General features: G+C 71.1%; 20 protein-coding genes. 12 read left to right on the top strand and 8 right to left on the bottom strand.

Annotation, left to right across the window (positions count from 1 at the left end):
- Window positions 1-4: 4 nt before the first annotated feature.
- On the bottom strand, window positions 5-745 hold the full coding sequence (locus IG98_RS0107095; RefSeq protein WP_030907291.1) for a GntR family transcriptional regulator: 741 nt from the start codon (window positions 743-745) through the stop codon (window positions 5-7).
- 159 nt (window positions 746-904) lie between these two features.
- Here IG98_RS0107095 and IG98_RS0107090 point away from each other — a divergent pair, with 159 nt between their 5' ends.
- The 5 genes from IG98_RS0107090 (at window position 905) to IG98_RS0107070 (ending at window position 4552) form a co-directional block, all read left to right on the top strand.
- A complete protein-coding gene (locus IG98_RS0107090; RefSeq protein ID WP_030907288.1) occupies window positions 905-1939 on the top strand; it encodes an SIS domain-containing protein in 1035 nt (344 codons plus the stop codon).
- Window positions 1940-2003: 64 nt separating this feature from the next.
- The gene (locus IG98_RS0107085; protein ID WP_030907285.1) at window positions 2004-2240 is read left to right on the top strand and encodes a PTS sugar transporter subunit IIB; all 237 of its coding nucleotides are present in this window, start codon (window positions 2004-2006) and stop codon (window positions 2238-2240) included.
- Window positions 2241-2282: 42 nt separating this feature from the next.
- On the top strand, window positions 2283-2738 hold the full coding sequence (locus IG98_RS0107080) for a PTS sugar transporter subunit IIA (protein ID WP_030907282.1): 456 nt from the start codon (window positions 2283-2285) through the stop codon (window positions 2736-2738).
- 120 nt (window positions 2739-2858) lie between these two features.
- Entirely contained in the window at window positions 2859-3116 is a 258-nt protein-coding gene (locus IG98_RS0107075) for an HPr family phosphocarrier protein (protein ID WP_030907279.1), read from the top strand.
- A gap of 293 nt (window positions 3117-3409) precedes the next feature.
- Window positions 3410-4552, top strand: a complete 1143-nt coding sequence (locus IG98_RS0107070; protein ID WP_245651421.1) for a glycoside hydrolase family 3 protein — start codon at window positions 3410-3412, stop codon at window positions 4550-4552.
- Window positions 4553-4665: 113 nt separating this feature from the next.
- Here IG98_RS0107070 and IG98_RS54210 read toward each other — a convergent pair whose 3' ends face one another.
- Window positions 4666-4791, bottom strand: coding sequence for a hypothetical protein (locus tag IG98_RS54210; RefSeq protein ID WP_281178442.1), 126 nt, complete (start codon window positions 4789-4791; stop codon window positions 4666-4668).
- A gap of 66 nt (window positions 4792-4857) precedes the next feature.
- Complete coding sequence (locus IG98_RS0107060) at window positions 4858-9312, bottom strand: HAD-IC family P-type ATPase (RefSeq protein ID WP_030907273.1); 4455 nt, start codon at window positions 9310-9312, stop codon at window positions 4858-4860.
- Window positions 9313-9393: 81 nt separating this feature from the next.
- On the opposite strand from IG98_RS0107060, the gene IG98_RS0107055 reads away from it, so the two are divergent.
- Window positions 9394-10095 carry a hypothetical protein gene (locus IG98_RS0107055; protein ID WP_030907270.1) on the top strand — a complete coding sequence of 234 codons (702 nt, stop codon included), beginning with the start codon at window positions 9394-9396 and terminating at the stop codon, window positions 10093-10095.
- 538 nt (window positions 10096-10633) lie between these two features.
- Here the strand turns inward: IG98_RS0107055 and IG98_RS0107045 are convergent.
- Window positions 10634-11836 carry an acyl-CoA dehydrogenase family protein gene (locus IG98_RS0107045; RefSeq protein ID WP_030907267.1) on the bottom strand — a complete coding sequence of 401 codons (1203 nt, stop codon included), beginning with the start codon at window positions 11834-11836 and terminating at the stop codon, window positions 10634-10636.
- An 81-nt stretch (window positions 11837-11917) separates the two neighbouring features.
- Between IG98_RS0107045 and IG98_RS0107040 the strand changes: the two genes are divergently transcribed.
- The 4 genes from IG98_RS0107040 to IG98_RS0107025 all read left to right on the top strand — a co-directional run bounded on the left by IG98_RS0107040 (window position 11918) and on the right by IG98_RS0107025 (window position 14854).
- Window positions 11918-12562 carry an HAD family hydrolase gene (locus IG98_RS0107040; RefSeq protein ID WP_030907264.1) on the top strand — a complete coding sequence of 215 codons (645 nt, stop codon included), beginning with the start codon at window positions 11918-11920 and terminating at the stop codon, window positions 12560-12562.
- Window positions 12563-12696: 134 nt separating this feature from the next.
- Complete coding sequence (locus IG98_RS0107035; protein WP_030907261.1) at window positions 12697-13203, top strand: DUF6912 family protein; 507 nt, start codon at window positions 12697-12699, stop codon at window positions 13201-13203.
- Between the two features lie 87 nt (window positions 13204-13290).
- Window positions 13291-13923, top strand: coding sequence for an HAD family hydrolase (locus IG98_RS0107030; protein ID WP_030907258.1), 633 nt, complete (start codon window positions 13291-13293; stop codon window positions 13921-13923).
- Between the two features lie 145 nt (window positions 13924-14068).
- Window positions 14069-14854: an HAD family hydrolase gene (locus IG98_RS0107025; RefSeq protein ID WP_051751705.1), complete on the top strand. Its 786-nt coding sequence runs from the start codon at window positions 14069-14071 to the stop codon at window positions 14852-14854.
- Window positions 14855-14980: 126 nt separating this feature from the next.
- Here IG98_RS0107025 and IG98_RS0107020 read toward each other — a convergent pair whose 3' ends face one another.
- On the bottom strand, window positions 14981-16519 hold the full coding sequence (locus IG98_RS0107020) for a penicillin-binding transpeptidase domain-containing protein (protein WP_030907252.1): 1539 nt from the start codon (window positions 16517-16519) through the stop codon (window positions 14981-14983).
- A gap of 228 nt (window positions 16520-16747) precedes the next feature.
- Between IG98_RS0107020 and IG98_RS0107015 the strand changes: the two genes are divergently transcribed.
- A complete protein-coding gene (locus IG98_RS0107015; protein WP_037969476.1) occupies window positions 16748-18742 on the top strand; it encodes an acetoacetate--CoA ligase in 1995 nt (664 codons plus the stop codon).
- Window positions 18743-18989: 247 nt separating this feature from the next.
- On the top strand, window positions 18990-19670 hold the full coding sequence (locus IG98_RS0107010) for a hypothetical protein (RefSeq protein WP_030907246.1): 681 nt from the start codon (window positions 18990-18992) through the stop codon (window positions 19668-19670).
- Here the strand turns inward: IG98_RS0107010 and IG98_RS0107005 are convergent.
- The 3 genes from IG98_RS0107005 to IG98_RS0106995 all read right to left on the bottom strand — a co-directional run bounded on the left by IG98_RS0107005 (window position 19642) and on the right by IG98_RS0106995 (window position 23936).
- Complete coding sequence (locus IG98_RS0107005) at window positions 19642-20280, bottom strand: response regulator (protein ID WP_030907242.1); 639 nt, start codon at window positions 20278-20280, stop codon at window positions 19642-19644. The two genes, IG98_RS0107010 and IG98_RS0107005, sit on opposite strands and share 29 nt — an antisense overlap.
- Window positions 20258-22327 (bottom strand): sensor histidine kinase, encoded by a 2070-nt coding sequence (locus tag IG98_RS44585; RefSeq protein WP_157594189.1) that lies wholly within the window; start codon window positions 22325-22327, stop codon window positions 20258-20260. Before IG98_RS44585 ends, IG98_RS0107005 begins: the two co-directional genes overlap by 23 nt.
- A 100-nt stretch (window positions 22328-22427) precedes the next feature.
- A complete protein-coding gene (locus IG98_RS0106995) occupies window positions 22428-23936 on the bottom strand; it encodes an FAD-binding oxidoreductase (RefSeq protein ID WP_030907236.1) in 1509 nt (502 codons plus the stop codon).

The raw sequence follows: 23936 nt of genomic DNA, 5'->3' as shown, positions 1-23936 counted from the left end.
GAGGTCAGGCGCGGCGGGTCGGTAGCTCCAGGATCGTACGGAGTTGATAGCGGTCGGCGCGATAGGTGGAGACCCCGAGTTCGGCGCAGACGCCTCCCGCGTAGGAGCGCCGCTGCAGCAGCAGCACGGCCCCGCCGCGTGGCAGCTTCAACAGGTCGGCGTCGCCGGGGTCGGCGATGCCGCCGTCGATGGTGAGCTCGCCGGCGTCGAGCACCAGGCCGTAGCGGGTCTCCAGCAGGGCGTAGAGGGAGCGGCCTGTCAGGTCGTGGGTGTCGAGGTCGGGTGCGATGGAGACGGGAATGTGTGCCCGCTCGATGCACATGGGCTCGCCCGCCGCGGTCCGCAGCCGTTCGATGAAGTGGACCTCGTCGCCCGGCTGGATGCCGAGCTCCCTGGCCAGGTGCGCGCTGGCCCTGACCACCCGGCGGTCCAGGTCGCGGGAGCCGGGTTCCATGCCCCTGGCGCGCATCTCCTCGCTGAAGGAGGTCAGCCGCAGGGCCATCTCGATCTTGGGGCGGGCCACGAAGGTGCCCTTGCCGGCGACCCGCTGGAGTCTGCCCTCGGAGACCAGGTGGTCGACGGCCTGCCGGACGGTCATGCGGGACAGGCCGAAGCGCTGGCAGAGTTCGCGCTCGGACGGGATCGCGGTGCCGATCGCCAGCTCGTTGTTCTCGATGAGGTCGAGCAGGATCTCCCGCAGCTGGAAGTACTTGGGCACCGGGCTGTCCGGGTCGATCTGGGCCACGGGATCCTCCCCCCTCGATCTGAGGTGTCTGATGAGTTATGGTTCGTACTGGTCTAGTCCGGACTAGACCACAGGCCGGAAAAGGGTGTCAACGTACGGACCGGAGACGGATCGATAACGGCCCGATCTCGTCCGTCCGAGCCGAAGGATGAGCGCGAGATGACGACCAAGATGCGCAGCGAGATAGCCGAGCAGCCCGCCGCGTTGCGAGCCACGCTCGACGCCCTCCTCCCCAGGGCCGGGGAGGTGGAGCGGCTCGCGGGGCAGACCCGCCAGCTGCTGTTCATCGCCCGTGGCACCTCCGACAACGCCGCAGTCTACGGCCGTTATCTGGCCGAGGCGCACACGGGCAGGCTCTCCACGCTCGCCGCACCCTCGATCGCCACCACCTACCGGCGCAGGCTGGACCTCGACGGCGTGCTGGCCGTCGCCCTCTCCCAGTCGGGCAGGACCGAGGAGATCGTCGAGACCCTCGCCTGGGCGAAGGACTGTGGCGCCCGGACCGTGGCCATCACCAACGGCGGAGAGCGGAGCCCGCTGGCCCAGACCGCGGACCTCGCCCTGTGCACGGTGGCGGGCGAGGAGAAGGCCGTCCCCGCGACCAAGACCTACACCACCCAGCTCGCCGCCCTCGCGGTGCTCGCCCTCGGTCTCGGCGCGGACGTCGACCCCGGCGACCTGCGGCGGGTCCCGGACGCGGTGGAGAAGCTGGTCGATGACCCGGGCGACCTGGAGGCGATCGTCGAGGGGCTGGCGGACAAGCCCGGCGTTGTGGTCTCCGGCCGGGGGCTGGCCTTCTCCACCGCGCTGGAGTTGGCGCTCAAGCTCAAGGAGGCGTGCTACCTGCACGCCATGGGCCTGTCGTACGCGGACCTGCTGCACGGCCCGATCGCCGTGGTCGACGCGGACACCCCGGCGATCCTGGTCGCGGCGGGCGAGGGCCCGACCCTGGCCGGCACCGTGGCGCTCGCCGAGCGGGTGACCGGCGCGGGAGCCTCGGCCTATACGGTCGGCGGAGGTACCGCGCTCTCCTCGGTGTCCACCGCCGCGCTGAACGGCCCCGACCTGCCCGAGTGGGTCGCGCCGCTGGGCCTGATCGTCCCCGGTCAGCTGCTCACCGAGGCGCTCGCGCGCAGGCTGGGGATCGACCCGGACGCCCCACGTGGTCTCAACAAGGTGACCCAGACCGACTGATCGCGATACCTCCTCTAGCCTGCCCATAACCCTGGGGACAGGGTGATCACAACTGGAGGGCGACATGGCGGCCGACGCCGACGCGATCATCGCTGGACTCGGTGGTGCGGACAACATCATCGAGATCGAACCGTGCATCACTCGGCTCCGCACCGAGGTGCGTGACGCCTCCAAGGTCGACCAGGCGGCCCTGCGGGCGGCCGGCGCGCACGGTGTGATGGTGGCCGGCGGTGTCGTGCAGGTGGTGGTGGGCCCCGAGGCCGACATGATCGCCGGCGACATCGAGGACATCATCGGCTGAGGGAGGCGCTCTCGCGGACGGGGGCATGCCGAGGGGAGTGCGGTGACCACGGTTCTGGCACCGGTCGCGGGGGTGGCGGTGAGACTCGACTCGGTACCCGACCCGGTCTTCTCCGAGGGCCTGGTCGGGCCCGGCATGGCGATCGAGCCGGACCGGGCGCCCGGCCGGGCGTTCTCTCCCATCGCGGGCACCATCGTCAAGCTGCACCCGCACGCGTTCGTGGTCGTCGGCGACGACGGCAGGGGAGTCCTCGTCCATCTGGGCATCGACACGGTTCAGCTCAGGGGTGAGGGTTTCGAGCTGCTGGTCGTGGAGGGCGCTCGGGTGAGCGCCGGGCAGCCGGTGGTGGCGTGGGATCCGGCCGGGATCGAAGCGGGTGGGCGCCGCCCGATCTGCCCGGTCGTGGCGTTGGACGCCACCGCGGGCGCCGTCACCGGCCTCGCCGAGGGGGTCGTGGACGCCGGTGACCGGCTTTTCGAGTGGCGCGATCCGGCCTGACGGCCCGCGGGACCGGGAGATGGCGAAGAATATGAAATGGTGTTGAAGCCATCGGATGGTCAAAGGCCGACAAACATGCCGTGTGGTCTAGACCGCACTGTCGATTCTGGGGAGGAACACGTGGCCGAGCGCCATGTCACCGTCACGTCGGAGGTCGGCCTGCATGCCCGGCCCGCCGCGACGTTCGTGCAGGCGGCGACCAAGGCGTCCCTGGACGTCACCATCGCCAAGGGGGCCGGCTCGCCAGTGAACGCCAAGAGCATTCTGTCGGTCCTCGCACTCGACGTCAGGAGAGGGGACGTGGTGGTGATCAGGGCCGAGGGCGAGGGCGCCGAGGAGCTTCTCGACCGGTTGGCGGGCATCGCGTCGGCACCGTGAGCCGAGGTGCCTCCGGTTCGCCGGTCGGTTTGGTGCGCGGGCACCGGGGCGTCCGCCCGGATAGCGTAAGAGGCATGGCTCGGTGGATGCGTGTGACGGGGATCGCAGTGATCGCGACGATGGCGGCCGGATGTGCCGGTACCGGAAGGGCCGCTCCACCGGCGTCCGGTGCGGTCGGGGGCGGTGAGTCCGCCACGAGCGTGAGCCCGGCGGAATCCGCGAGCCCGGCGGCCACGCCCGCCGGGACGGCGAAGCCAGGGACGGCGAAGCCAGGGACGGCGAAGCCGGCCGGTGTGGAGATCGTGCTCGCCTCGATGAGCCTGGAGGAGAAGGTCGGCCAGCTCTTTATGCCGGTGCTCTACGGTCAGGCGGCCGACACGGTCTCGGGGGAGAACCAGGCGCGGTTCGGTGTGGACACCCCGGCGAAGATGGTCGCCCGCTACCGTCCCGGTGGGGTGATCCTGTTCCCCTGGGCGGGCAACGTCAAGAACGTCAGCCAGGTCGTGGCGCTGACCAACGGGCTGCAGAAGGCGTCGCCGGAGATCCCGCTGCTGATCGGCGCGGACCAGGAGAACGGCCAGGTCTCCCGGCTCGCCCCACTGGTCACCAACCTGCCGGGAGCCTCGGTCATCGGCTCGACCGGCGACTCCTCGCTGGCCCGCCGGGCCGCGGAGGTGACCGGCAACGAGCTGCGCGTCCTGGGCATCAACCTCGACTTCGCCCCCGTCGCCGACGTCAACATCAACCCGCGCAACCCGGTGATCGGCCCGCGTGCCTACGGCTCCGACCCGAACAAGGTCGCGCCGATGGTCGCCGCCGCGGTCCGCGGCTTCCACGACGCGGGGATCGCGGCCACGGCCAAGCACTTCCCCGGCCATGGTGACACCAACGTCGACAGCCACACCGGTCTGCCGGTGATCAAGCACTCCCTGTCCCAGTGGAAAAGGCTGGACGCTCCGCCTTTCGCCGCGGCCATTGGCAAGGACGTCGACGCGATCATGAGTGCGCACGTCGTCATGCCGAAGCTCGACCCCTCGGGTGACCCGGCCACCCTCTCCAGGCCGATCCTGACCGGACTGCTCAGGGAGAAGCTCGGCTTCGACGGGGTCATCTCGACGGACGCGCTGGACATGGCGGGGGTGCGCAAGAGGTACGGCGACGGGGAGGTGGCGGTACGGGCGATCCAGGCCGGGGTCGACCTGCTGCTCATGCCGCCGGACTACCGCGAGGCCCGTGGGGCGCTGCTGGCCGCCGTGAAGTCCGGGAAGATCTCGGAGGCGCGGCTCGACCAGTCCGTCCGACGCCTGCTGAAACTGAAGGCCGCCCGTGGCCTGCTGGAGAGGGCGCCGGTCGCCGACCCGGCCAGGGCCGAGCGGGTACTGCGCTCGGCCGGGCACCTCAAGGTCGCCCGGCTCATCAACTCGCGGGCCCGCTGAGCGGGCTTCCGATCGTGACCGCGGCCTGGGTGGGGCCCGGTCGCCGTGGTCATGGTCGTGTTCCCGGTCGCGGTTCGCTCACGGCGCGGCCGGGTCCGTGCCGTGGGACCGGGTCAGGCGGCCTGGAGGCTGCCGGTCCTGGCCAGCGAGACGACGAGCGTCTGGATGACGCGCATGAGAAGGGCCTCGATCAGCATGACCGCCGCCTTGGCGAGCACCGTGGAGAAGAATCCGTACATAACAACCTCGCAGGGAGAAGGATCGCTTAATGCGATAATCCATACCAAAAGGGACTAAGTCACCCACTAGGAGATTACCGTTTGGTGAACGTTGGGTGACACCTGTCGGTTGGACGCCTGGAAGACGACCCCGGCGGCCGTGGTGGCGGCGGCACTGCTCAGGGCGATGAACCACCCCACCGGCCCGAGGGGACGGCAGCCGAAGAAGTGGCAGAGCCCGGGAACCGAGACGGTCATGCCCAGAACTCCGAGGGACAGGACCGAGGCCAGCACCACGGTGCGGTCCCGGCTGCCCAGGGCCAGGGTCTGCAGCAACTGGGTCGACACCAGCGCGACCAGTCCCATCGTGTCCGCCCGCCCACGCGTGCCGGTCATCCGGCCGATCGCCCAGGCCGCGCTCGCCGCGCTCGCCGTGGTGGTGGCCCGCAGGTAGATGTCCCGGGTCAGGGAGGCCCCCAGTGAGGCCTCCGGGCCCTCCTCCAGCAGCTTCTCCGGACTGGTCGCGGTCGGCGGTCGGGAGGCCACCGCCATCGCGGGCAGCATGTCGGTGAGCAGGTTGACCAGCAGCAGCTGCCGGGCGTTCAGCACGTTCCGGCCGCTGACCAGGCTGGATCCGACCGTGAAGACGATCTCGCCGATGTTGCCGCCCAGCAGGATGCTCAGGGCGTCGCGGACCGATCCCCACATGGCCCTGCCCTCGATGATCGCATCGACGATCGTCTCGATGCGGTCGTCGGTCACCACGATGTCGGCCGCGGCCCTGGCCGCCGGGGTCGCGCGGGAGCCGAGGGCGATCCCCACGTCCGCGAGCCGGATCGCGGGGGCGTCGTTGGCGCCGTCCCCGGTGACCGCCACGACCTTGCCGGCCCGGCGCAGACAGCCGACGATCCTGGCCTTGTGGGCCGGAGTGGTCCTGGCGAAGACAGTCACGTCCGGCAGGGCCTCCAGCAGGGTGTCGTCGTCCATCTCGTCCAGCTCGGGCCCCGTCATGATCTGCCCGCCGTTCAGCACGTTCAACTCGACGCCGATCGCCTCCGCGGTGCTGGGATGGTCACCCGTGATCATGATGATGCGTACGCCCGCCCGGGTCAGCCGGCCGACGCTTTCGGCCGCCGTGGGCCTCACCGGGTCGGCCAGGCCGAGGAAACCCAGGAAGCACAGGCCCTGGATGCGGGACTCGTCGAGGTCGCGACGGTCGGAGGCGGCGCGCTCCGCGACCGCGAGCACCCGGTAGCCCTGCCGGGCGAGCTGGTCGAGCTCCTTCTCCAGCTCCGCCTCAAGGGAATCCGTGAGGGGCACCACCTCGCCGTCGCGGAGTACGGACGTGCAGCGGGTCACCACGACCTCCGGAGCGCCCTTGACGCTCAGTAGCGGCCCCGAGTCGTTCGCGCCGAGTACCGCGTGATAGCCGCGCCCGGGCTCGAAGGGGAGCTCGTCGACCCTTTCCCAGCTCCCCGTGCCCTCCCTGGGCACCACGCCTAGCCGCTCGGCCCCGTTCACCACAGCGCGATCGGTGGGGTGCGCGATGGGACGCCCCTCATCGTGCCGCGGGCACGCGCGCAGCCCCGCGGCCACGATGTGCCTCATCTCGGGTGTCAACGCCTCGACGAGACGTTCGTCCTGCCCGTCCGAGACGCACCGCAGGCTGATGCGCCCCTCGGTGAGCGTCCCGGTCTTGTCGAAGCAGAGCACGTTCACCCGGCCGAGGGCCTCGATCGTGGAGGGGTTGGGCACCAGGGTGTTGCGGGTCGACAGCCGCCGGGCGGCGGCGAGTTCCGCGACCGAGGCGACGAAAGGCAGTCCCTCGGGCACGGCGGCGACGGCGAGGCTCACCGCGGGCGCGAGCGCCTCGATCATCGACCTGCCGCGCAGCAGGTCGGCGGCGAGCAGGACGAAGCCGGAGCCGATCGCGACCGGAAGGATCCGGCGGCTCAGCTTCCGCAGTCGCAGCTGCACGCCAGAGACGGGTGGCCGCTCCTTGGCGAGCCTGGCGGTCCTGGCGACCTCGGTCGCCTCGCCCGCCGCGACCACCACGGCCAGCCCGCTACCGGCTGCGACGGTCGTACCCTCGTAGACCATCGAGCTACGGTCGGCGACGGCCGGCGCGTTGACGGGCGCCGGTGACTTGGTGACGAGCTGGGACTCGCCGGTCAGTGCGGCCTCGTCGATCTCCAGGCCCGTTGCCCTGAGCACCCGGCAGTCGGCCGGCACGGTGTCGCCCGCGCGCAATTCGAGCACATCGCCCGGTACCAGGTCTTCGGCCGTCACGCTCACGCCGTCGTTGGGGCGGTGCAGCCGAACCCGGATCGCGACCGACTCGGTCAGGCGATGCAACGCCCGTTCGGCGCTGAACCGCTGGCCCCCTCCGATGAGCGCGTTGGCGAACACCACCGTGGCTATCATCATCGAGTCGGAGACCGAGCCGACCAGGGCCGACAGGCCCGCCCCGGCAGCCAGGACCGGCGTCAGCGGGTTGGCCAGTTCCTCGGCGGACGCGCGGAGCAGCGAGGCGGGACGCTCGGACTCCGCGGATCCCGCCGAGGTCCTGCGCCGGAGGGCCTCGGCCTCGGTGATCCCGCTGGGCGAGGAGCCCAGCAGTGACAGGACGTCCTTGGTCGACATCGCGTGCCAGGGGGTCTGGTCCACCCGGACCGGCGGCATCTCCTGCCCGGCGTGCCAGCCCGACCAGACACCCGTGACGATGGCGGCCATCGCCGTGCAGTCACTCGAGAACTGCGCCCTGCCCAGTGACCGCGACGGCGGCCCGAGGGCGGTCAGCGCGCCTCCGGCGGTCGCTCCCGTGGCGTCGAGCCACGCGCACCGCTCGCTTGTCCTCCTCGCCGGGGCCAGGCAGCTCAGCAGCAGGTGGATCTCCCCGAGTTCGCCGATCACGTCCGCGTCCCAGGGCACCCGGCCGGAGCGGGACAGCACGCCGACACCCAGGTCGGCGTGGGCCAGCGCGGTCATGCGGCGTCCCGACACCACGGCGACCCCGTGACCGTCCGCCTGGAGCGCGCGGACCGACCGGGTCAGCCGGGAGGCGTCCAGTACGAACTCGTCGATGCCGAGCCGCAGACCGAGCCGCGGATCACCTCCCGCCAGCAGCACGGTGCCCGCGGCCTTGGCTGCGGTGACGATCGCGTCGGCCAGCGGGTCCATCTGCGGCGCCATGCCGACCAGGGCGACGGGAACGCCCTGCCTCGCCACGCGGACGGCCCGGAGCCCCCGAGCCTCCCATTCCTCGGCGTCCGCCGCGATGAGCCCGGCCGGACCCGGCACCGGCTCGGCGGTCCACTCCTCGTGTTGCCGCCGCGCGCCGGGGTCGGCGAAGTCGAGCAGGGCGTAGAGCCGTGCGTGCAGTCCGTCGGTGTCGGCGTCGCCGAGGGGCACGATGCGGTCGATCTCCCAGGAACCCGTGTCGAGCACGTCGGCGTCGAGGATGACCGTGTCGATGCCGTCCATGTGGCGCAGGGCACGGCTGTTGAGAACGACCGCTCCGCGCCGCGCCAGGGCGCGCCCGATCGCGGAGGCGAAGGACTCCCGGCCCAGCCTCGCGGCGTTGGGGGTCGCCGCGGTGAGCATGGCGATGGTCCGTTCCCGGTTTTTGCCGAGGAGGTACGTCAGCCCGGTGGCGCCCACCGCCACCTGGCTCGCGACGTGCTCGAACCGCCGAACGGGGCTGGTGGTCATGGGGGCCGGACGCGGTTTCCTGGCCACCCGGATGTGGTGGTAGGAGCCCTCCCGCGAACCCAGTTCGTGCTCGTGTCTGTCCCAGGCCCGTCGCGTGTCGCGCGTCTCAAGGTAGCGGCCGACGGCGGTGGCCGACTGGACGATCATCCCCAGCGGACGCAGCGCCAGCGTGTAGGTGACGATGTCCGCCGTTTCGAGCAGGGCGGCGGCGGTCGGAACGCCGAGGCGGAGGTCCAGCTCGGTGCGGACCTTCGGGGTGGACTCGGCCAGGCTCAGCAGGGCGGGAATGATCGGAGTGAGCGGCAGCACGTGCATCACCCGTCCGGCGAGCGCCATACCTGTTCCGACCAGGCTCCCGCCGAGCCGGATGCCCATGCGCGTGTGGCTCCGCACCGGGTTGGCGATGCGGTGCTCCGCGTATTCGGAAGCGAGGGACACCGGGCCCGGCAGCGAGTCGTCAAACTCGGCGTCCTCGTCCACATCCGGCTCGCCGTCGCCGTCGCCGTCGCCGTCGCCGTCGGCGTTGTCGAACGAATCGACGACCGCCACCAGCTCCTCCAGGTCGACCGAGCCGGGGTCGCATCCCACGAACACGGTCCCGAGGGCGCCGTTGACCTCCGCCCGCTCGACCCCCTCCACCTTCAGCAGCGAGTTCTCCAGCCGTTGCGCGGTTCGCCCGCTGCCAGGACCGCCGATCACGTACAGGTCGATACGGAGCCCGCCGGGACAGATTCGCCTCCCTCGGGATTGCCTCAGGGCGTTGCGGACCACCTCGGGCATGGCACCCCAGAGAGTTTCCACGGGAAGCGAGAGCAGACGGGGCACGAACATCCGAATCTCCAACAGACGAGATGACGAGGCCGATCAGGCCGTGGTTACACGTGGCCCGATCGGCCCCATCACTGTGATCACTTGGAGGTGCTCCTGCGGGTCGAGGTCTTCGGGCGGGCGGCGGACCTGATGGACCTGGAGGCGGAGCTCGCGGCACGGGAAACGGACGCCGAGGTCCGCGATGCGGATCCGGCGGCGCGTGACGCGGCTCTGGTGGCGCGCGAGGTGGGTTTCGTGGTCCGGGCCGTCGTCGTCCGCGAGGTGGTGCCTGTGGCGCGTGACGCGGCCTTGGCGGTCCGCGATGTCGTGCCCGCGGTTCGTGAGGTGGGTTTCGTGGTCCGGGTGGTGGTGCTTCTGGACCGGGTGGTGGTGCCTGCGGCGCGTGACGTGGGTCTGGTGGCACGTGACGCGGGTTTGGCGGCCCGGGTGGTGGTGCTTGTGGCCCGGGTGGTGGTGCCTGCGGCGCGTGACGTGGGTCTGGTGGCACGTGACGCGGGTTTGGCGGCCCGGGTGGTGGTGCCTGCGGCGCGTGACGTGGGTCTGGTGGCGCGTGCAGCGGGTTTGGCGGCCCGGGTGGTGGTGCCTGCGGCGCGTGCAGCGGGTTTGGCGGTCCGGGCGGTGGTGCTTGTGGGCCGGGTGGTGGTGCCTGCGGCGCGTGACGTGGGTCTGGTGGCGCGTGCAGCGGGTTTGGCGGCCCGGGTGGTGGTGCCCGCGGCTCGTGAGGTGGGCGTCGGAGTCCGGGGCGCGGAGACCGGGGCACGGCCTCTCCCGCGGGCACGCTGAGCGATCATCGTCCCAATCCCGATGGCGGCCGCGACCGGCCACTCGATCAACCCCGCCACGGCCAGGGCGCCGAGCCCCCCGTAGTAGACGATGCGCTCAGGTGGCGGGAGGAAGGACCTGGCGGCGTCGACGGCTTGGCCCGCTTCCTGCCGGCTGACGTGTGGCATGTGAACATGCGGCGGCCGGAACTGCACGGTCATCATTGGCAGGTTGAACTTCAGTGAGGGGTTTTCCTGCTTCCGGCCTGACGGTGTGTGCGTGGTGGACACGGCGGGTGTGGTCGGCTTTCGCGCCGTATGGGCGCGTGACCGGCTCGCCTGAGCTACTGCCATGATCCCTCCTCATGGGAACCGAGGGAAGGTGCAAATGGAGCCCGCAGGAGGCCGATCACGCCTTCTACGTGCAGTTATATGGCCTGAGTGCCATGTCCGTAATCTTCCTCGAATTGGGGCCGTGAAACTCGTACCGGCCGTTGAATCGGATATTGGGGGAGGAATCTCCGATCCAGTGGACCGTATGCGCCCCGTTCTGGAACGTCCTAGGAGAGGTACGGCTTGAGCTCGCGGCGGGCCACGGTGCGGATGTGAACCTCGTCCGGGCCGTCGAATATGCGCATCGCGCGGGCCTGGGCGTACATCGTGGCGAGCGGGACGTCGTCGGCGAGACCCATGCCGCCGTGGACCTGGATGGCGCGGTCGATGACCTCACAGGCCATCCTCGGCGCGACGACCTTGATCGCGGAGATCTCCGAGGCGGCCGCCTTCACGCCGACCGTGTCGATCATCCAGGCGGCCTTCAGGGTGAGCAGCCTGGCCTGCTCGATGGCCAGCCGTGATTCGGCGATCTGCTGCTGCACCACACCCTGCTGGGCCAGCGTCTGGCCGAAGGCCACCCGGTTGGCGGCGCGGGTGCACATCAGTTCCAGTGCGCGCTCGGCCATGCCGATGGCACGCATGCAGTGGTGGATGCGACCGGGGCCGAGACGGGCCTGGGCGATGCGGAAGCCGTCACCCTCCTCCGCGATCAGGTTCGAGGCGGGCACCCGGACGTCCGTGAAGAGGATCTCGGAGTGGCCGTGCTGCTCCTGGTAGCCGAAGAGCGGTAGGTGGCGGACGACCTCCACACCCGGCGTGTCCATCGGGACCAGGATCATCGACTGCTGGCGGTGCGGAGGGGCGTCCGGATCGGTCTTGCCCATCACGATCAGGATCTCGCAGCGCGGGTCGGCGACCCCGGTGATGAACCACTTACGACCGTTGATCACGTACTCGGAGCCGTCGAGCCGGATGGAGGTGGCGATGTTGGTCGCGTCGCTTGAGGCCACGGCGGGCTCGGTCATCGCGAACGCCGAGCGGATCTCCCCGGAGAGCAGGGGCTTGAGCCACCGGTCCCGCTGCTCGGGCGAGCCGAACATGTGCAGGACCTCCATGTTCCCGGTGTCGGGGGCCGCGCAGTTCAGTGCCTCGGGCGCGAGGTCGATGGAACGGCCGGTGACCTCGGCCAGGGTGGCGTAGTCGAGCACCGACATGTTCGACTCATCGGGCAGGAACAGGTTCCAGAGGCCGCGTGAGCGCGCCTCGGACTTGAGCTCCTCCACCACCGGCGGTAGTTCGTGGTTGTCGTAGCCCTTGGCCTGGCGCCACGCATGGTAGACCGGCTCCGCCGGGTATACGTGAGTTGTCATGAAATCGGTCAGATTGGCGAGGTATTCCTGAGCCTTGTCGCTGAGCGCGAAGTCCATGGCGGCAAGTTTGGCACCACCCCTTCTCCGATCGTTCACCGGCCACACTTAACCTGGAACCCGTTCCACTAAGGAGGACAGATGCTCAAGGGCGTGCTGATCGACTGGGGTGGCGTGCTCACCGTCGGCCTTTCCGAGGCGGTCGCGGAGTGGGTCGTCGCCGAGAGGCTCGACGCGGACCACTACCGGCAGGTGATGCGCGAGCTTGTCGTCCACGCGTACGAGGGGCTGGAGAACAGCGAGAACGTGATCCACGCTCTGGAGCGGGGGGAGATCTCCGGGCTGGACTTCGAACGTCATCTGGCCGCCCGGTTGGTCACCACGGACGGCGTGCCGCCGGTCGCCGAGGGGCTGCTGGACAGGATGTTCTCCCGCTTCCACCGGGTCGAGCCGATGTACGAGATGCTCCGGGTGGCCCGTGCCGCCGGGCTGCGCACCTGCCTGCTCTCCAACTCCTGGGCGAACGAGTATCCCCGCGAGGGCTGGGACGACGTCTTCGACGAGGTCGTCATCTCCGGAGAGATCGGCATGCGCAAACCCGAGCAGAGAATCTTCGAGCACGCGCTCGGCAGGATCGGCCTGGCAGGTGAGCAGTGCGTGTTCGTCGACGACATCGAGGCCAACATCGAGGCCGCCCGGCGACTCGGCATCGTCGGCGTGCACCACCGCGACCCCGAGGTGACCATCGCCGAGTTGGAGACCCTGTTGCGGGTCTCGCTGCGCTGACGCCCGTCCGGTCCGGCGCGGATCGGGTCACTCCACGCGGGCGGTACCACCGCGGGTCGCCGGTACTGGCACACTCGATGCGTGAATCGGCGCCGAACCGGCGCCGATGTCTTAAGAGATAGATCGAGGCATGGATGCGCGTCTACCTGCCGTGTACGCTCCCGGCGCTGGCCCGCGTGGCCACCGTGGGGGAGCTCGGCCCGGCCCCGCTGACCGGCTACGCGGTGACACCCGCGTTGATCGAGTGGTACGTCTCGGGTGACACCGAGGAACTGGAGTACGTCGCACTGACCGAGGCGGCCAGGGATTCTCTGCGGATGCTGGCCGCCGACCGCGCGGACGGGATGGAGGTCGCCGCGCGTCGGGTGGTCGTCGCCGTCGACGTGTCGGAGGGCGACGTGAGCGTGAGCGCCGACCTGGACGAGCGCGCCCGGGTGCGACTCGCCGCGGCGGTCCCGCTGGCGCGGATCGCCGCCGTCCATGTGGACGACCTGTCGGCGGTGAAGGACGTCGAGGCCGCCGTCGCGGCGCTGCCCGCGGCCGACCGGGGCGACGACGACGCCAGGTTCACCGTGGACGGCGTCGAGGCCAACGAACTCCTCTGGTACGCCACCCAGGAGATTCCCGACCTGGTCGGCTGACCCTTCGCGTACGGAGCCCGGAGAGCGGGCCGGCCACCCTGTTGTGGCGCCGCTCCAGCGAGGGTTTTCGCTATCCTGGGAGGCGATATGAGACACATCGTTTGGGATTGGAACGGCACGCTCTTCCACGACATCGACGCCGTCGTCGGTGCGACGAACGCGGTGTTCGAGCCGTACGGGCTGGGCTCCTACGACGCGGACCGCTTCCGTGCCGTCTACACGCGTCCGATCTGGGCCGCCTACGAGCGTATGCTCGGCCGCGCCCTCCAGGAGGGCGAGTGGGAGCTGCTCGACCTCGGCTTCCACGACAACTACCACCGGCTGATGCTGGAGTGCGGGCTGGCCGACGACGCGCTTTCCACCCTGGAAAGCTGGGGGAACGTGGGAGGCAGGCAGTCGCTGCTGTCCATGTGGGCGCATGACCGGCTGGTTCCCAAGATCGCGGAGTTCGGCATCGACCACCACTTCGCCCGGATCGACGGTCTGCGCAGCGCCTCCGGCGGGCACAAGGCCGAGTCGATGGTGGCCCACCTGGCCGCACTCGGCATCGACCCGGCCGACGTCCTCGTGATCGGCGACAGCCTGGACGACGCGCACGCCGCCCAGCACGTCGGCGCGCGCGCGGTCCTCTACACCGGCGGCATGACCAGCCGCGCCGACCTGATGTCCTGCGGCGTCCCGGTCGTCGACACCCTCGCGAACGCCCTCGACCACGCCTAGGGCCCTGCCCTTTTGGCCTGCGCAGGCCGCCGTATCCGGAAAACGGTCGTGGGTCGGACAGGTGAACGGTGGGGTTTCCCCGGTCTGCACGGCGAATGGGTCACCCCACCCAGAACTAACGTTTTCGGCATTGAAGCCGATCACCATGCGCCTCGGGCCGTACCCTGGGCATCCGCACCCATTTCGGGAGGCTCCGATCAACCGCCTCGTTCTCTGGAACATCGACCTCACCCTGGTCGACGTGTCCATCGTCACCCGCGAGGCATACGCGGAGGCCTTCCGCGCTGTCACCGGCAGGCCCCTGGTCAAGCTGACCCAGCCCAACGGTCGCCCGGACTCCGAGATCGTCTTCGAGATGCTCGCCATCAACGGGATCGTCGCCGGGGACGACCACCTCCCCAGGTTCCTCGACGCGCTGGCCGAATCCTTCGGAGCCAGGCGCAGGCGCCTGGCCAAGGAGGGCCGGATGATGCCCGGGGCCCGCGACGCGCTGAAGGCGGTGGCGAAGCTCGACGGCGTGGTCCAGTCGGTGCTCACCGGCACGATCAACAGCAACGCCGTGCACAAGCTGACCGCGTTCGGCCTCGACAAGTACGTCGACTTCGAGATCGGCGGCTATGGCGAGGAGGTCTATCCCAAGGCCACCCTCCTGCAGGTCGCGCAGGGCCGGGCCAAGCAGAAGTACGGGGCGGCCTTCGACGGGAGCAACACCGTGCTGATCGGCGACTCGGCCAGGGACGTCCAGGCCGCCAGGATCGCCGGGGCCGCGATGATCGGCATCGCCTCCGGGCGCTCCCTGGCGGCCGAGCTGCGCGAGGCCGGGGCGGACGTGGTGCTGCCCGACCTCGCCAACCCCTCGGAGGTGGTGGCCGCCGTCGCCGGCCTCACCTCCCCGGCCCGCCGCGCCGGCCACTTCCCCGCCGGCCGCTGACTCCCGCCCAGCGGGTGGGCGGCATGAACTCGATCGCGTGGTGAGTTGTCGGCAGCCGATTCCCATACTCCCTGTCAGCCACCTCGGCAAGATGGCGATCAACCAGCGGCGGTCCGTCGGTGGAGGTCATCGTTGCGGGAGGCCGGTCAGGAAGCGGCTCGCGATGGGGGCGGCCACCGTGGAGCCGGCGCCGCCACCTTCCACCACGATGGAGAACGCCAGGTCTCCCCGGTAGCCGATGAACCAGGCGTGCGACGGTGGTTCCTTGCCCGAGCCGAACTCCGCGGTCCCGGTCTTGCCCGCCGTGCCGGAGGGGAAGGGGACCGCGCTCGCGGTGCCCTCCACCACCACCGCGGGCATCAGCGTGCGCAGTGCCCGCAGGATCTCGGGTTCCAGCTTCCGGGGCTCGGCCTCGGGCAGCAGGGAGGCAGCCACCAGGCGGGGCGGGCGCCAGGAGCCGTCGGCGATCGCCGCGGCGACCGTGGCCATGTTGAGCGGGCTCGCCAGTACCCGGCCCTGGCCGATCGAGGCCGAGGCGAGGTCGGTGTCATCCTTGGGCGCGGGGAACTCGGCCCGTACCGCGGGCACGCCGGGCTGGATGGGGGCGCCGAACCCGAAGCTCCCGGCGACGGCGGCGAGCCGCTGTCCGCCGAGCCGGTCCACGGTGAGCGCGCCGAACGTGGTGTTGCACGAGTGCGCGAACGCCGTGCGCAACGGGAGTGTGCCGTAGTCCTTGAACCCGGCGTTGTGGAAGGCGAAACCGCCGATGTTCTGCTCGGCCGGGCAGCTCACCCGCTCGTCCGCGGTCATGCCGTCGGCTACCAGGGCCGAGGTGGTGATCACTTTGAAGGTCGAGCCCGGCGGGTAGTGGCCCAGCAGCGCCCGGTTGAACCCGCCGGGCTTGTTGACCACGGCGAGGATCTCCCCGGTCGAGGGCCGGAGCGCGACCAGCGAGGCGGGCCTGTCCACCGGTTCCAGTGCCGAGGCGGCGGCGCGGTGGACGTCCAGGTCGACGGTGGTGCGCAGTTCCCGGCCCGCCTTGGCGGTGGCGGTGGCGAGCGTGGCGACCTTCTCGGTGCCCCTCACCAGGTCGATCCGCGCGGACGAGGTGCCGGTGAGGCGGGAGGCGTACGTCTGGGTGAGTCCCTCGACGAGTTGCTGCACCGAGCCTGGCGTGCCGGGGGTGTCGATCCGAGTACCGTCGGCGGCGAGGATCGGCGCCCGCTCGGCCTTGACCAGCGTGGTCTTGACCCGCAGGCCCGCTCCGAGCCTGGGGTGGACGGCGGCCGGGTTCCAGTCCACCCGCCAGGTGCGCTCGTGCTCGACCAGTCTCAGTGACCCCTCGTAAGCCCAGTTCACCGGCCCCTCCAGCGCCGCGCGGAACCCGACGGTGGCCGGTTCGCCGTCCCGGGCGTCTCCCAGCACACTGAAGGCGGCCCCCGTCAGCTTCAGGTCGGTACGGAAACGCCGGTACCAGCGCTCGAAGTCGTCCGGCGGCTTGACGGTCAGCGCACGCATCGCCGCGTAGTCCTGCCGGCTCCACGCGGTCAGGAACATCTGTGCGGTCTCCTCGGGCGAGCCCTCGGTGTGCAGTGCCCATACAGTGCCCGCGCTCGCGGCCGCCAGCACCAGCGCGGTCGCGGTGGCCAGGTGTCTCAGCCTCATGGCAGTGGTCGCCCTTCGTCGTCGGGGACAGAGAAGACCAGAGAGTTGTCCCTTATGTCCAATATTTGGGACAGGGTAAGTTCGATAGCCGAACGGATATCGGTGCTGGTGGTGACGGATTTTCCGGGGCTGCCGGCGAGGACGTGTGTGGCCGGTCCACACGGTATGCCGGGACGATGTGTGAACCTCGGGGATGACATTCGGCCGGGGCGCCGAGAGGATAGGGCCATGGTTGAGGAAGGTGCGCTGCTCTGGGAGCCCTCCCCGGAGGTCGTGAGGAACGCGAAGGTCACCCGTTATGCGGAGTGGCTGGGACGGGCCGGTGACTACGAGTCCCTGTGGCAGTGGTCGGTTGACGCCCCGGCCGAGTTCTGGACGTCGGTCTGGGACTACTTCGGAGTCGTGGGGGAGCGCGGTGACGGACCGGTCATGTCGGGGGAGATGCCCGGTACGGAATGGTTCGCCGGGTCGACGGTGAACTACGCGGCCAACGCGCTGCGCGGGGCCGCCTCCGACCCCGGGCGGCTCGCGGTGGTCGCCCGCGACGAGCTGGGCGGGCGGCGGACGTTCACCAGGGGTGAGCTGGCCGATGAGGTGGCGCGGGTCCGCGCGGGCCTGGTGGCGCTGGGTGTCGGACGGGGCGACCGGGTCGCGGCCTACGTGTCGAACGTCCCCGAAGCGCTGATCGCCTTCCTGGCGACCGCCTCCCTGGGAGCCGTCTGGTCCTCCTGCTCGCCCGACTTCGGGGCGTCCAGTGTGATCGACCGTTTCACCCAGATCGAGCCGAAGGTGCTCATCGCGGTCGACGGCTACGACTACAACGGCAGGAACTTCGACCGAGGCGCGGTCGTCGACGACATCGCGGCCAGGCTGCCGACGCTGGTGGCGCGGGTCCGGATCTCAGCCGAGGACCTGCGGGGCGCGGATATCCCCGGCGGCTCCGGCGCGGCGGCCCCGGCGGACGCTCCGGTGCCCGGGACCGGGGTCCGTACGGTGAGCTGGGCGGAGTTGCGCTCCGTCGAGGGGCCGCTCGACTTCGAGCCGGTGCCGTTCGGGCATCCGCTCTGGATCGTCTACTCCTCGGGCACCACCGGACTGCCCAAGCCGATCGTGCACGGCCACGGCGGTGTGGTGCTCGAACACCTCAAGGCGATCTCCTTCCACCAGGATCTGGGCGAGGACGACGTCTTCTTCTGGTACACCACCACCGGCTGGATGATGTGGAACTACCTCGTCGGCGGCCTGCTGGTCGGCTCGACCGTGGTGCTCTACGACGGGGCGGCGACCTACCCCCGCACCGACGCGCTCTGGCGGCTGGCCGCCGAGGAGGGGGTCACCTACTTCGGTACGGGCGCTCCGTACGTGATCGCGTCCATGAAGGCCGGCCTCAAGCCGTCGGGCCTCGACCGGCTGCGGGGGCTCGGTTCCACCGGCTCGCCGCTGCCGCCCGAGGGGTTCGGCTGGGTGCACGACGCGCTGCCGGACGTGCAACTCGGTTCGTTCTCCGGGGGCACCGACGTGTGCACCGGTTTCGTCGGCGCGGTCCCGCTGCTCCCGGTCCGGGCGGGTGTGATCCCCTGTCGCTGCCTGGGGGCGAAGGTGGAGTCCTTCGATCCGTCGGGCAGATCGGTGGTCGGCGAGGTCGGCGAGCTGGTGGTGACCCTGCCGATGCCGTCGATGCCGGTGATGTTCTGGAACGACCCGGACGGGTCGCGCTACCGCGACAGCTACTTCTCCGAGTACCCCGGGGTCTGGCGGCACGGTGACTGGATCAAGATCCTGCCTGACGGAGGCTCGGTGATCTACGGCCGCTCCGACTCGACGCTGAACCGGGGCGGGGTGCGGATGGGCACCAGCGAGTTCTACCGCGTGGTGGAGGGTTTCGAGGAGATCGCCGACAGTCTGGTGATCGACACCGGCCAGCTCGGGCAGGAGGGCCGCCTGCTGCTGTACGTCACCATGGTCGAGGGGGAGACGCTGCGGGACGACCTGGTCGTGCGCCTGCGCCGGGAGCTCAGGGAGAGGCTCTCCCCACGCCATGTGCCGAACGAGATCATCGAGGTCCCCGGCATCCCCCGCACCCTCAGTGGCAAGAAGCTGGAGGTCCCGATCCGCAAGATCCTCCTCGGTGTCCCCCCGGAGAAGGCCGCCAATCTCGACGCCATGGCCAACCCCGAGGTCCTCTCCCACTTCGTTCCGGAGGCCGACACCGCGCGGCGCTGACCTCCCGGCCCCCCACGTCACCGGGCACGGTTTCCTCGGGTACGGTCTTTTCGAGTACGGGCCCGAGGGGCGGTTCGAGGACCGGATTTTCCCGGGCCGCCCGAACCGCGGAGGCCGCTGCGGCGTGCCCGAGGTGCGCCCCGCGGGACGTGGCGGGGTGGTCCCGGGCTCCGGGGACATTCCTCCCGGGAATCGGGGGCATCGGCCCAGGCGGCCTGGGACGGGGGCCGGGTTCGCTGTCCAGGTGATGAAAAATCCTGATTCATTCCGCCGGATCGTCGCCGGAATCGCCCTGCTCGCCTGGCCGCTACTGGAGTTTCTCGCCTTCCTCGCCGCGCCGCCGGGAAAAAGCCACGCCCCCGCGGTCTTCCGCGAGAACGCGACGACAGTGCAGGTCAGCGCGCTTCTCTACCTGTGGGCGGCGCTCGCCCTCATCCCGGTGACCTTCGCCCTGGCCCACCTGCTGCGCAGCCGCGCCCCGAGGACGAGCAACGTGGGAGCCACGATCGGCCTGATCGGCTCCGGACACGCGCTGACGCTCTTCACCACCGACTTCTACGACCTGGCCCTGGCCCAGACACTGTCCGACGGGCAGGCGGAGGCGGTCACGGCTCGGGCCGGTGAGCTGTGGGGATTCCTGTTCGGCATGCTACTGCCCGCCTTCCTCGCCCACGTCGGGCTGTTCACCCTGCTCATCGCGCTGGCCGCGGTCAGGATCACCCCCCGGTGGGTTCCGGTCGCCGCGTTCGCGGGAACGCTGGTCCCCTTCCTGGCGATCGACCAGGCGCCGGCCGTACAGGCGACGGGCGCCCTGTTCCACCTGGCCGCGTACGGCTGGATCGCGCTGCGCGTGCTGCGGATGCCGGATGCCGAGTGGAGCGGGAAGGTCGGCGGGGAGGTCACAGCCCCGCTTCCCGCGCGCGCATGATCGCCTGTGCCCGGTCCGCCACCTGAAGCTTGGTGAAGACGGCCGACACGTGATTGCGCACGGTCTTCTGGCTCAGCCCGAGCCTGGCGGCGATCTGCGGATTCGTCAGATACTCGGCGACCAGGCCGAGGATCTCCCGCTCCCGTCTGGTCAGCTCGGGCAGCGCCTCCTCCCGCCCCTGCTCACGCCCCTGCTCGCCGAAGTAGCCCACCAGCCGGGTGGCGATGGCCGGGCCGAAGATGGCCTCGCCCTCGGCCACCGCCTGCACGGATCGGACGATCTCCGCCTTCCTGGCGCCCTTGAGGACGTAGCCCCTGGCGCCGGCCCGCATGGCCGCGAACACCGAGTCGTCGTCGTCCGACATGCTGAGCACGACCACTCGGATGTGCGGGTGGTCGTGGGTGAGCCGCTCGGTGGCCGCGACCCCGCCCATCCCCGGCATCGTCAGGTCCATCAGGACCACGTCGGGCTGCGCCCGTCCGACCAGGGCCAGCGCCTGCTCGCCGCTGGCGGCCTCGTCGGCGACTTCGATCCCCTCGGCCGTCGCCAGCAGGGTCCGCAGCCCCGCGCGAAAACCCGGATGGTCGTCAACCAGCAGGACCCGGATCACCGCTGTCTCCTTCCTCGGCCGCCGGCAGCGCGACCCTGACAAGGGTCCCGCCTCCCGGATGTTCCTCGAACACGCACGATCCGCCCAACTCCACGGCACGCTCCCGCATCGACGCCAGCCCGACCCCCGCCCGGCCCGGCCCTCCGGGACCGTCGGCGACGGGCACCTCCTGGCGTATCCCCCGGCCGTCGTCGGAGACCTCCAACCTCAGGGTGCCGTCCGCCACCTCGATTCGCAGCTCAGCGCGGGTCGCTCCGGCGTGCCTGCGCACGTTGGCCAGCGCCTCGGACACGATCCGGTAGGCGGCGACCTCGGTGGCGGCCGGCAGCGGCGGCAGGTCGTCCGGGGCACGCAGGGCCACGCGCAGACCGGACGGCTGCCGGATCGCGTGGGCGCGGAGCGCGCCGAGCAGCCCCAGGGAGTCCAGCGCGGGTGGGCGCAGGCCGTCCACCAGGGTCCGCACGTCGGCCACCGCGGCCTCGGCGTCGGAGACGATCTCGGCCAGCAGTCGCCGCGCGTGCTCGTCCTCGACCAGGTCGTGCACGGCCTCGGCACGCATGGTCAGCGCGGCCAGCGTGGGTCCGAGCCCGTCGTGCAGGTCGCGCCTCAGCCTGCGCCGCTCCTCCTCGCGGGCCATCACCAGCCGCTCCCGCGAGCGCCGCAGGTCGGCGGAGAGCCGTACGGCGTGCACGGCCACCGCGATCTGCCTGGCCAGGTCGGCGAGGACACGCAGGTCACGGGGGCCGAACCCGCTCTCTCCCGGCCTGGGCGACAGGATGAGGTCGCCGGCCCGCTCGCCGTTGTGCGTCAGCGGCAGCCGTACGAGCTCCCCGCCGGGCGTGCCGGACGCGTACCGCGCGCCCCCGGCTGTTTCGACCGCCGCGTACGGCAGGCGCAGTGCCTCGGTGACCGACCGGGCGACCCCCGGCAGCACGGTGCCCGGCTCGGCGGTGCTCTCCAGCCTGCGGCCCAGGCGGGTGAGCGCCGCGTACGGATCGTCACGCTCCCCGTACGTCAGCAGGTTGACCCAGCCCTGCAGCCGTTCCCGCAGCGGTGCGAAGGCGAGGGCCACGAGCCCGGCGGCCAGGATCGAGATCGGCAGGTCCCCGGTGGGGAAGAGTGCGCCGAGGTAGCCGACAACGACCACGTACCCGCCGGTCACGCACCCCGACAGCAGCGCGTAGACCAGCGTCCGATTGATCACCAGGTCGATGTCGAAGAGCCGGTGGCGCAGGATCGCGACGCAGATGGCGACCGGCAGGAGGGTTATGCCGGTCGCGCCGACCAGCTCCCACAAGGTGCTGGTGGTGGGCCAGATGGCGCCGGGGACGTCGTCGGTCAGCCCGGCCGCCAACCTGGCCGCGATGACCACCACCTCGACGCCGACCGCGTAGACCAGCCAGGCGACCTGGCGGCGCTCCCGGCCGCCGCTCCGAAGAGCCCGCACGCCCAGGTCCAGCGCGCCCACGAAGAACACCACGGCGAACAGGGCGGTCATCGCCGTCTCCACCACCGGTGCCACGTCCGCGAGACCGGCCACCCCGAGCGGGTTGACCACGCCGCTGCCCTCGGCGACCTGGCCGTTCTCACCGGGCCGGAACGCGCCGGCCACCATGGTCACCGCTCCCGCGGCGGCGGCGCCGATCACCAGCCGGCGCGTTCCCGCCGAGGACAGCGGCCCGTCGGGGAAGAACAGCGGGATCAGGCAGACCGACAGGTTCGCCGGCACCCAGAGCCAGGTCTGCGGCCAGGCCATGGCTCCGGCCAGTGGCAGCCCGGGACGGGTGACGAGGCCGAGGATCGCGTACTGCCCGCAGAACTCCATGAGCGCGAAGCAGAACGCGCTCACCGTCAACAGCAGGCCCACTCCGTGCTCGGGGTGGCGCGAACAGATGAGGCCGCCCACCAGCGCGCAGGCCGTCACGAACAGCAGGTGGGACAGGGCGAGCGGATTCGTCCCGTTGAGAACGGCCAGGACGACGGCGAGCACGGTCAGCACCAGGGTCAGGGCGCACCACGACCATGCGATGCGCGCCGCTGCCGCCACTGTGCCTCCCGAGCCGGTCGCCACACCGTATCCGGCCCGGGGGGCGCTGTCTCGGGGGTGGGACTCGCCGATCAGCCGGTGGTCCGGGCGGTCCCCGGGATCAGATTCCCTGGGGGAGCCGGAACAGGCGGCCCGGGTCGCGGGCGGCCTTGACCTGGGCGAGCCTGGTGGCGTTCGCCCCGTAGTAGGCCGCGCGCCAGCCGCCGAGCTCGGGGTCGGTGTAGTTGACGTAGGCGTGGTCGCCGAAGTGGGGCCGCATCGCCGCGTGCGCGGTCCTGGCCCAGGTGGCGGCTCCGGTGCGGTGGGCGTAGTACTGCACGCTGTAGAGGGCGGCCCGGTGCGGGAAGGCGGTGGCGTCGGGGCGGACCCGGGCGACGGCGCCGCCGAGGGCGTCCAGCAGCACGGTGTGGTTGCCGGGGCGGGCGACCTGGGCGACCAGGCTCCCGGCCCCGGCCTCGGAGAGCGGACGGTAGGCCATGTGCGACTTGGCGGTGAAGGTGTCCCTGGACAGCCGCCCGCCCCTGGTCTGCCCCGGCAGGGATCCGCCCAGATGGCACTGGGTGACCGAGAGCGAGCCGCAACCCGCCATGGTCAGCATGGCCTGGCGGTAGGAGGTCTGCCGGACGTAGCTCGACGAGGGCGACCCGGCCGCGTCGGCCAGCCGGTCGAGCAGCCGCTCGCAGTCGGCCCTGCCGCCGAGGTAGAGCCCGACGACCTGCACGTCCATCCCGCCGTCGCGGCTGAGGTGCATGCCCGACCACAGGGCGTCCGGGGCCGAGGGGCCCCACGCCTGCCAGGCGCGCAGCGCCCTGACCGCCTTCGACCACGGCCAGTGCAGGAAGAACACCGTGACCTCACGGGCCGGGTGGGTCCGGAACTCGAAGGAGACCGCCACGCCGAGGTTGCCCCCGCCGCCGCCCCGGGAGGCCCAGTACAGGTCGGCGTTGTGGTTCGCGTCGCAGGTCAGCAACCGTCCATCGGCCGTGACGATCTGGACGGACTCCATCACGTCGCAGGTCAGGCCGTACTTCCTGGAGACCACGCCGATGCCGCCGCCCAAAGCCAGCCCGCTCACCCCGACCGTGGCGCAGGTCCCGGCGGGGATGCTGACCCCGCTCGCGGCGAGCCTGTCGTAGACGTCGATCAGCTTGGCGCCCGCCTCGACCCTCGCCCGCCCGGCGGTGTGGCTCACCTTGCTCATCCGGGACACGTCCAGGACCAGGCCGGTCCCGGTGGACCAGCCCGCGTAGGAGTGCCCGCCGGACCGCACGGCCAGCGGCACGTTCAGCCGGCGCGCGAAGCCGACGCACTCGGCGACGTCGGAGGGGTTGGCGCAGTAGGCCACGCCCGCGGGCCGCACCGCGTCGAAGGTGGGGTTGAACAGCCGTCGTGCGCTGTCGTACGAGGCGTCACCAGGCCGGATGATCTTGCCGGCCAGCCCGTCCGCCAGAGCCCGCCAGTCGGCGGGTCGCGGGCCGCTCATGGCGCCCGTGGTATCCCGGCCGGTCGTACCGGTGGCGCCCAGGGCGGGTGTGCCCTGAGCGCCCAGTGCCAGAGCGGCCAGGCCGCCGGTACGAAGGAATGCCCGCCTGTCAGGAGCGGTCCGCAT

It is taken from the genome of Streptosporangium amethystogenes (assembly GCF_000721075.1).
GTDB lineage: Bacteria > Actinomycetota > Actinomycetes > Streptosporangiales > Streptosporangiaceae > Streptosporangium > Streptosporangium amethystogenes.
This window is presented reverse-complemented; position numbering and strand designations above follow the sequence as displayed.

Coding starts and splice junctions, on each gene's coding strand:
- IG98_RS0107030 (WP_030907258.1), top strand. CDS start 13,291: ATGAGACACATCGTTTGGGATTGGAACGGCACGCTCTTCCACGACATC.
- IG98_RS0107015 (WP_037969476.1), top strand. CDS start 16,748: ATGGTTGAGGAAGGTGCGCTGCTCTGGGAGCCCTCCCCGGAGGTCGTG.
- IG98_RS0107025 (WP_051751705.1), top strand. CDS start 14,069: ATGCGCCTCGGGCCGTACCCTGGGCATCCGCACCCATTTCGGGAGGCT.
- IG98_RS0107035 (WP_030907261.1), top strand. CDS start 12,697: ATGCGCGTCTACCTGCCGTGTACGCTCCCGGCGCTGGCCCGCGTGGCC.
- IG98_RS0107085 (WP_030907285.1), top strand. CDS start 2,004: ATGGCGGCCGACGCCGACGCGATCATCGCTGGACTCGGTGGTGCGGAC.
- IG98_RS0107045 (WP_030907267.1), bottom strand. CDS start 11,836: ATGGACTTCGCGCTCAGCGACAAGGCTCAGGAATACCTCGCCAATCTG.
- IG98_RS0107040 (WP_030907264.1), top strand. CDS start 11,918: ATGCTCAAGGGCGTGCTGATCGACTGGGGTGGCGTGCTCACCGTCGGC.
- IG98_RS0107010 (WP_030907246.1), top strand. CDS start 18,990: ATGAAAAATCCTGATTCATTCCGCCGGATCGTCGCCGGAATCGCCCTG.
- IG98_RS0106995 (WP_030907236.1), bottom strand. CDS start 23,936: ATGCGGACCGCTCCTGACAGGCGGGCATTCCTTCGTACCGGCGGCCTG.
- IG98_RS0107090 (WP_030907288.1), top strand. CDS start 905: ATGACGACCAAGATGCGCAGCGAGATAGCCGAGCAGCCCGCCGCGTTG.
- IG98_RS0107020 (WP_030907252.1), bottom strand. CDS start 16,519: ATGAGGCTGAGACACCTGGCCACCGCGACCGCGCTGGTGCTGGCGGCC.
- IG98_RS0107060 (WP_030907273.1), bottom strand. CDS start 9,312: ATGTTCGTGCCCCGTCTGCTCTCGCTTCCCGTGGAAACTCTCTGGGGT.
- IG98_RS54210 (WP_281178442.1), bottom strand. CDS start 4,791: ATGTACGGATTCTTCTCCACGGTGCTCGCCAAGGCGGCGGTCATGCTG.